Origin of the sequence: Streptomyces sp. MB09-02B, assembly GCF_033794485.1 — a bacterium.
GTDB lineage: Bacteria > Actinomycetota > Actinomycetes > Streptomycetales > Streptomycetaceae > Streptomyces.
In genome coordinates this window covers 20,439-28,186 of sequence record NZ_JARGEE010000074.1, presented here as the reverse complement: position 1 = coordinate 28,186, position 7,748 = coordinate 20,439, and the positions used below count along the sequence as shown (strand labels likewise).

Below are 7,748 nucleotides of genomic sequence, written 5' to 3'. Positions count from 1 at the left end.
CCCCCTCCACAACCCTCCCGTCCGTTCTCCCGGTGAGGTAGCTTTCACGCGCTGTGCGGAGCGCCACGAGGAGCGGGTTTGCGCGAGTTCACCAACCCCCCGTTGGCGTCGGCGCCGCCGGTGGGCGGTCTGGCCGACGTCGTCTTCGAGCACGCCCAGGAGGACCCGGACTACATCGCGCTCGGCCGTAAGGACGAGCGGGGCGAGTGGCGTGACGTGACCTCCGCCGAGTTCCGCGACGAGGTCCTCGCACTGGCGAAGGGCCTGCTGGCGCAGGGCATCCGGTTCGGCGACCGGGTCGCCATCATGTGCCGTACGCGCTACGAGTGGACCCTCTTCGACTACGCGTTGTGGACCGTCGGCGCCCAGGTCGTCCCCGTCTACCCGACCTCCTCCGCCGAGCAGGTCTTCTGGATGCTGTACGACTCCCAGTGCACGGCCGCCATGGTCGAGCACGAGGACCACGCGATGACCGTCGCCACGGTCATCGACCGGCTCCCGCAGTTGCGCAGGCTCTGGCAGCTGGACGTGGGAGCGGTGCAGGAACTGTACGAGGCGGGGGCGCAGCTCGACGACGAGGTGGTGCACCGGCACCGGCGCGCGGTGACGCCCGAGTCGATCGCGACGATCATCTACACCTCCGGCACGACGGGCCGCCCCAAGGGCTGTGTCATCTCCCACGCCAACTTCATGGTCGAGGCGGACACGGTCATCGAGCGCTGGGCACCGCTGTTCAAGTCCCGCAAGGGCGACGAGGCGGCGACACTGCTGTTCCTGCCGCTCGCGCACGTCTTCGGACGGATGGTGCAGGTCGCGGGCATCCGCGGGAAGGTCAAGTTCGGCCACCAGCCGCAGCTCAACGCGGCCGTCCTGCTGCCCGACCTCGCCGCCTTCAGGCCGACGTTCTTCCTCGCGGTGCCGTACATCTTCGAGAAGGTCTTCAACGCGAGCCGGCGCAAGGCCGAACGCGAGGGCAGGGACGGGCCGTTCGAGAAGGCCGTCGAGGTCGCCGTGAAGTACGCGGACGCGATGGAGGCACGGGCCTGGGGCATCGGACCCGGCCCGTCGGCAGGGCTGCGGATGCAGCACCAGTTCTTCGACAAGCTCGTCTACGGCAAGATCCGGGAGGCCATGGGCGGCCGCATCAAGTACGCGATGTCCGGCGGTTCGGCGATGGACCGCCGACTAGGCCTCTTCTTCGCGGGCGCGGGCGTCCACATCTTCGAGGGGTACGGCCTGACGGAGTGCACGGCGGCCGCGACCGCCAACCCGCCGGAGCGCACCCGGTACGGCACCGTCGGCCAGGCCATCCCCGGCATGACCGTGCACATCGCGGACGACGGCGAGATCTGGCTGCGGGGCCCCAATGTCTTCCAGGGCTACCTCAACAACCAGAAGGCAACGGACGCGACCCTGCACGACGGCTGGCTCGCCACCGGTGACCTGGGCTCCCTCGACGAGGACGGGTACCTCACCATCACCGGGCGGAAGAAGGAGATCCTGGTGACCTCGGGCGGCAAGAGCGTCTCGCCCGCGATCCTGGAGGAACGGGTGCGCGACCATCCGCTGGTCGCCCAGTGCATCGTCGTCGGCAACGACCGCCCGTACATCGCCGCCCTGGTCACCCTCGACGGGGAGGCCGTCGAACACTGGCTGCAGATGCACAACAAGGCGAAGCTGTCGGCGGCCGAGCTGGTGCGCGACCCGGAACTGGAGACCGAGGTGCGGCGGGCGGTGGTCGCCGCCAACACCCTGGTCTCGCAGGCCGAGTCGATCCGTACGTTCCGGATCCTCGCCCACCAGTTCACCGAGGAGCACGGTCTGCTGACGCCGTCGCTGAAGCTGAAGCGGAAGGCGATCGAGAAGGCGTACGCGACCGAGGTCGAGGCGCTCTACCGGGCGTGAGCCCCGCTCACTCCCCCGTCGCGGGTCATTGGTCGAGCCGGGCAGCACCGTTGGGGCAGGGGTCCGTCCCGGACCGTGGGTCCGCCGTGGCTGGTCGCGCGGTTCCCCACGCCCCTTCGGGGCGCCGGCTGCGACGCCCCTGCGGTCGGTGGAGGTGTGGGAGTCGGCGCGGTCGTCCTCAATGGTCCAGACCGATACGCTGGAAGGACCGGATCCATTTCCGGCCAATCTGCGATTCGGGGTGCGAGCGAGCCGCTCAGGAATGCATCGCGCGCCGTGATCGTTGACGATGGGAAGTACCACCCGACGACTTAAAGGATCGAGAGCTCGTGAGCAGCAAGGTCCCCCCGATCATCCTGAACAACGGCGTCGAGATGCCCCAGCTGGGCTTCGGCGTGTGGCAGGTGCCGGACGACGAGGCCGAGCAGGCGGTCACCACCGCCCTGGAGGCCGGCTACCGGAGCATCGACACCGCCGCGATCTACGGCAACGAGAAGGGCACGGGCAAGGCCCTCACCAAGGCCGGCATCGCCCGCAAGGACCTCTTCGTCACCACCAAGCTCTGGAACAGCGACCAGGGCTACGACTCCACCCTGCGTGCCTTCGACGAGTCCCTGGACAAGCTCGGCCTGGAGTACGTGGATCTCTATCTGATCCACTGGCCGCTGCCGGCCCGGGGCACGTTCGTCGACACGTTCAAGGCGTTCGAGAAGCTCTACGCCGACGGCCGCGCGAAGGCCATCGGCGTCTCCAACTTCCTTCCGGAGCACCTGGAGACGCTGATCGAGGCCACGAACGTCATCCCGGCCGTCAACCAGATCGAGCTGCACCCGCACCTCCAGCAGCTCGCCGCCCGCGAGTACCACGCGGAGCAGGGCATCGCCACCGAGGCCTGGTCGCCGCTCGGCCAGGGCAAGGGGCTCCTGGAGGTCCCGGCGATCATCGCGATCGCGCAGAAGCACGGCCGGACCCCCGCCCAGGTGGTGCTCCGCTGGCACCTCCAGCTGGGCAACGTGGTCATCCCCAAGTCCGTGACCCCGTCCCGCATCAAGGAGAACATCGAGGTCTTCGACTTCTCCCTGGACACCGAGGACATCGCCGCGATCAGCGCGCTGAACGAGGACCGTCGCATCGGCCCGGACCCGGCGACGTTCAACCAGGCCTGAGACAGGGGCCGCTCGGCCGGCGCCCGTCGGCCGGGCGTCGCTGGGCGAGACGCGACGAGACCGCCGTCGGAAGCCGTCCGACGGCGGTCTCGTCGCGCTCGGACCGGCTGTCCGCGCGCTCAGACCGGCTGCCCGATCGGCCGTACGACCACGGTGTTGATGTCGACCCCGGCCGGCTGGCGGATCGCCCAGACCACGGAGTCGGCGATCTGGTCGGCGGTCAGGAGATGGCCGGGCGGCAGGCTGCCGTAGCTGTCCCAGAACGGGGTCTCCACCCGGCCGGGCGCGATCAGCGTCACGCCCACACCCCACTCCGTGACCTGACGCCGTGTGTTCTCGGCGAGCCCGGTGACGGCCCACTTGGTCGCGCCGTAGATGTTGCCCGGTCCGTGGATGAACCCGGCGACGCTGCCGACCAGCATGATCCGCCCCCGGGTCTCCTTGAGGGCGTCGATGGAGGCCCGGATGAGCAGGGCCGGGCCGAGCACATTGGTCAGCACCATCTCCGACCACCCGGCCGGATCGCCCTCGGCGACCGTGTCGTGGGTGGCGAACCCGGCGTTGGCGAGGACGGTGTCGATCCGCCCGAACTCCTTCAGCGTCGCGTCCACCGCCGCCTGTACGTCCGCGTACTCCGCCGCATGCCCCGGCAGGGTCAACAGCCCCTCCGGCGAATCGAGTTCGGTGGCGAACGCCCGCAAGCGCTCGGCGCTGCGCCCGGTGACGGCCACCCGGTGGCCGAGGTCGAGCAACTGCCGGGCGACAGCGGCTCCGATACCGCTGGACCCGCCGGTGATGAGTGCCACTGGAGCGTCGGTCATGGAGATCCCCCTGTTGGTTCCGGCCGACCGGGTGGGCTCCGGCCGACGTGCGGAGTCCATCACTTGGAGCACTCTCGAAGTCAAGCGACGGCGGACCAGGGGGACTTCGCCGCGACGCGCTCCGTCACCGCCGAGCCACATGCACCGTCTGGGCCGCGAGGACGAAGAGGTCCGTGCGGTGGTGCAGGCTCGCCTTGTCGCCGGGGTCGAGGAGGCGGTCGACCGTCGAGAGGTCGGCGGCGTCGAGGAAGTCCGCGAGCATGCCCCGGGCGCGCTGGAACTGGCCCACGGCGTAGGCGCGGGCGGCTTCGGGCACCGGGGCCGGCAGGTCCAACAGGAAGGTCCGGGACGTGGCGTCGCGCAGGCCCACGGCGGTGAGCAGCCCCGGCCAGTCCTCGGTCTCCGGGACGCTCCCGGGCACCGAGGCCCGCATCTCGGTGAACCACCGGTCCTCCGCCGCGTCGATCCGGGACTGCAGCCCGGGGCGCCCGATGCCGATGTCACGCGGCAGGAACCGGCTGGGCAGCCCGCCCTCGACGAGGGCCAACGTGCCCCCGAGTGCCAGACGTTCGGCGAAGGCGGCGAGGGCGGCACGCTGGTCACCGAGGTGGTGCAGGCTGTGGCCGGCCCACATCAGGTCGGCTGGGTAGTCCAACTCCCCCAGCCCGCCCGGAAGTTCGGCCTCCAGGGTGGAGAACCGGTCCTCGATGCCCAGCTGTTCGGCACGGTAGCGCGCCCGCTCCAGCAGGGGCCCGGAGCCGTCCAGCGCGACGACCCGGGCGCCGGGGAACACCTCGGCGAGCAGACAGCTCACGACCCCCGGGCCACTGCCGACGTCGACGACAAGGCCCGGTTCCGGCTGCCGCGCGGCGACCCAGGCGGCGGCCTGCCGGTTCAGCGGCGCGAACAGTTCCGCCTCCTCCACGAGATGCTCGGCCAGCTCGGCCCAGTCCAGATCGGTGTGGCGCTGATGGCCGTGACCGTGGCCGCGACCCTGCCCGCACTGGTGTCCGTGCCGGTGCGGATCCTGGCCGTGGTGGTGCTGCCCCATGACGGTGAGCCTCTCTGCCGGGTGCCGTCAGCCTGCTCCGACACACCGCGGAACCGCCACCTCTCTTGCGGTATCGGCAAAACGACTGTGCCGATCCGACCCGGTCAGCCCTGCTCCCCCACCCGGTACACACAGACGTTCGCCCCGGCGCCGCTCCTGGTCGTGGAGACCAGTTCCAGGGTGTGCTTGGCGCCGTCACCGGGGAAGATCGTCTTCCCGCCGCCGAGGAGGACCGGCATGACGATCAGGACGAGCTCGTCGGCGAGCCCCTCCGCGAGGAGGGTGCGGGCGAGCGTCGGGCTGCCGATGACCAGCAGATCGCCCCCCTCGGTCTCGCGGAGCTTGCGGATCTCGGCGACCGCCTCCCCGCCCGGGACGAGCGTGGTGTTGTTCCAGGTCAGCTCGGATTCGGTGAGGGTCGCGGACACGACGTACTTGCGGATGGAGTTCATCCGGTCGGCGAAGGGGTCACCCGCGCGGTCGGGCCATGCCTCGGCCATGGCCTGCCAGGTGCGTCGCCCGTACAGCAGCGCGTCGGCCTTCTGCAGCGCGGCGTCCCAGGCACCGCCCACGACCTCCGGGTCGAAGAAGGGGTGGGTCCAGCCGCCGTGGGCGAACCCGCCGTCGGTGTCCTCGTCGGCACCGCCGGGCGCCTGCACCACACCGTCCAGGCTCATGAACTCGCAGATCACGATGCGCATGGGGTTCTCATCTCTCTCACTGTCACGGGCTTACGGCGAGGTAGACCGCCGCGCCGCCCGGAACTCATCGCCTCCGCCCACCCCCTCATCGTGACGTGGAACACACGGGCATGCCACCGGTCCGCCAGGGGGTGGGGGAAGCGTGCCTGACCCCTGGCGGACCGTTCATGGGAGCGGACTCAGAGGGCGGGGTACGCGTTCTGCATCAGCTGCTGGAACTGGGCGGAGAACCAGTGCCCCGACAGCGGCGAGTTCGGCAGGGCGCCGGACATGTTGTTGCCGTTGCGGGGGTTGCCCGTGTACGTCGGGTCGCACATGCGGTCGAAGCCCTTGCCCTCGTTGTTCGGGATGGCGGAGCTGGACCCGTCGGACTCACCCGGCGGCTTCATCCACACATAGGCGTCGATGCCCGGCTCGGGCGAGGCCTTCGGCCGCTCACCGAGTCCGGCCCCGGACTGGTTGCACCAGTTGCCGACGTGGATACGACGGTCGTAGCGGCCACCGTTGACGAAGGTGTCCACATCCGTCCTGGCACCGGGACCGCTCGGCCGCGCGCTGCCGCCCCAGCCGTTCCTGGAGGTGTCGATCAGCATGCCGATGTTCGAGTTGAACCCGACCGAGACCAGCTGGTTGCGGAAGGCCTGGGCGAAGGACAACTCGTCGGTGTAGCGGTTCCAGTCGACCCACTTCGACTCACGGACGGTCTTGCTGCCCACACTGTCGTTGATGGAGAAGTTGGTCTCCTTCAGGGCGCTGTAGTTCGCCGTGTTGGTGATGAAGCCGTGGACGTCGTTGACGGTGGCACCCTCGGCGGTCGCCGCCTCCTTGAAAACGGTGGCGGAGGCCCCGAAGTTGTCGTCCCAGCCGATCCAGCCGTGGTGGCCGGCGTCGATGTAGTTGTAGACGTTCGGCGCGTCACCGAGCTTGTTGAGCGCGTAGCCGACGCCCTTGACGTAGTTGCCGTTGGCCTTCATGACATCGCACTCGGGGGTGGCCGTCGGGCGGCTGCCGGTGTTGGTCACCAGGTTCGGCAGCGAGTCGATCTCGACGGTCGTGACGATCCGCAGTCCGGCGTACTTCGGGTCGGCGAGGATGGCCGCGATCGGGTCGATGTACTCGGTCTTGTAACGGCCGATCTCCGTCGGGCCCAGTTCGCCGTTGGAGGCGAGGGCCGCGCAGTCACGGCCGGGCAGGTTGTAGATCACCAGCTGGATGGCGAGTTCGCCCGAGCCCTTCTGGCGCAGCGCCTCGTCGAGGTGTGCCCGCAGACCCATCTTGCCGCCCGTGCCCGCGATGGCGGCGATCCGGTCCAGCCAGACGCCGGTGGGCTGGCTGGAGATCCGGCCGCCGCCCGGCTCGGCGGCGGCCTTCTCGGACCACTCCGGGTTCACGTACACCTTGGCGCCGGTGTACGGGTTGTCGACCTTCGTGCCGGGGCCCGGCGGGTTGCCGGGGCCACCGGGGCCGCCGCCGTCGTCGACGTTGCAGGTCACGCCGTCGAGCGTGAAGGTCGTCGGGAGCGCGTTGGTGCCGCTGTAGGAGGCCTGGAAGCCGAAGCTGACCGAACCGCCGGTGGCCAGCGCGCCGTTGTACGTCTCGTTGGCGGCGGTCACCGACGCGCCGCTCTGGGTGATCCGGGAGTTCCAGCCGCTGGTGACCTGCTGGTTGCCCGCGTACGACCACTTCACGGCCCACGAGGACTTCGCGGCGCTGTTGTTGGTGACCGTGACGGCGGCGGTGAAGCCGGTGGACCACTGGTTCTGCACCTTGTAGTCGACCGTGCAGGGGACCGCCTGGGCGCCGACGTCGTCGGGCACCGCGGCCATGGCGGTCCCCGCGGCGCCGGCGACCAGCGCCAACGCCGCGAGGAGTGCTGTTCTGGTACGGCTCATGAGTGCGGGTTCCTCTTCCGTAGTGGGGTGTACGAGGAGGAGTCGTCGCGCTGTCGCCGGAGCGAGTAAAAGACCTGAACGCTGGGGGAGGTGCGCGGAGCGTCCCTCGCAGCCCGGCGCGCCTGGGACGAGCGCGTCGACTGATGGAACCGCTCCCACTGGTGTTGGTGAAGGTAGCGCCAAGTGACGGTAAAAGACAGAGGTGTTGCGTT

Annotated in this window: 6 protein-coding genes; 2 read left to right on the top strand and 4 right to left on the bottom strand. The window is 69.8% G+C overall.

From position 1 onward, the window contains the following. The first annotated feature begins 78 nt into the window (after positions 1–78). Both P1P70_RS13680 and P1P70_RS13675 read left to right on the top strand, forming a co-directional pair. On the top strand, positions 79–1,905 hold the full coding sequence (locus tag P1P70_RS13680; RefSeq protein ID WP_319237104.1) for an AMP-dependent synthetase/ligase: 1,827 nt from the start codon (positions 79–81) through the stop codon (positions 1,903–1,905). Between the two features lie 329 nt (positions 1,906–2,234). Then, positions 2,235–3,071 carry an aldo/keto reductase gene (locus P1P70_RS13675; protein WP_319237103.1) on the top strand — a complete coding sequence of 279 codons (837 nt, stop codon included), beginning with the start codon at positions 2,235–2,237 and terminating at the stop codon, positions 3,069–3,071. A gap of 119 nt (positions 3,072–3,190) precedes the next feature. Here the strand turns inward: P1P70_RS13675 and P1P70_RS13670 are convergent, their stop codons facing one another. The 4 genes from P1P70_RS13670 to P1P70_RS13655 form a co-directional block, all read right to left on the bottom strand. Further along, on the bottom strand, positions 3,191–3,892 hold the full coding sequence (locus P1P70_RS13670) for an SDR family oxidoreductase (RefSeq protein ID WP_319237102.1): 702 nt from the start codon (positions 3,890–3,892) through the stop codon (positions 3,191–3,193). Between the two features lie 124 nt (positions 3,893–4,016). Next, complete coding sequence (locus P1P70_RS13665; protein ID WP_319237101.1) at positions 4,017–4,943, bottom strand: class I SAM-dependent methyltransferase; 927 nt, start codon at positions 4,941–4,943, stop codon at positions 4,017–4,019. Between the two features lie 104 nt (positions 4,944–5,047). Next, complete coding sequence (locus P1P70_RS13660; protein WP_319237100.1) at positions 5,048–5,644, bottom strand: dihydrofolate reductase family protein; 597 nt, start codon at positions 5,642–5,644, stop codon at positions 5,048–5,050. 179 nt (positions 5,645–5,823) lie between these two features. After that, positions 5,824–7,536: a glycoside hydrolase family 6 protein gene (locus P1P70_RS13655; RefSeq protein ID WP_319237099.1), complete on the bottom strand. Its 1,713-nt coding sequence runs from the start codon at positions 7,534–7,536 to the stop codon at positions 5,824–5,826. Positions 7,537–7,748 lie beyond the last annotated feature (212 nt).